The organism is Staphylococcus auricularis (genome assembly GCF_001500315.1).
In the GTDB taxonomy this organism is placed as follows: domain Bacteria; phylum Bacillota; class Bacilli; order Staphylococcales; family Staphylococcaceae; genus Staphylococcus; species Staphylococcus auricularis.
This window is the reverse complement of sequence record NZ_LLER01000046.1, coordinates 1-217: the sequence shown is the minus strand read 5'-3', so window position 1 is coordinate 217 and position 217 is coordinate 1. Positions and strand designations below refer to the sequence as shown.

Sequence of the window (217 nt, the reverse complement as noted above, 5' to 3'; positions counted from 1 at the left end):
CTCCACCGCTTGTGCGGGTCCCCGTCAATTCCTTTGAGTTTAAGCCTTGCGGCCGTACTCCCCAGGCGGAGTGCTTAATGCGTTAGCTGCAGCACTAAGGGGCGGAAAGCCCCTAACACTTAGCACTCATCGTTTACGGCGTGGACTACCAGGGTATCTAATCCTGTTTGATCCCCACGCTTTCGCACATCAGCGTCAGTTACAGACCAGAAAGTCG

The 217-nt window shown here is 54.8% G+C and carries 1 rRNA gene; it reads right to left on the bottom strand.

The features are described 5' to 3' along the window. Positions 1-217 (bottom strand): 16S ribosomal RNA (locus tag APS80_RS10430); the annotation flags it as partial.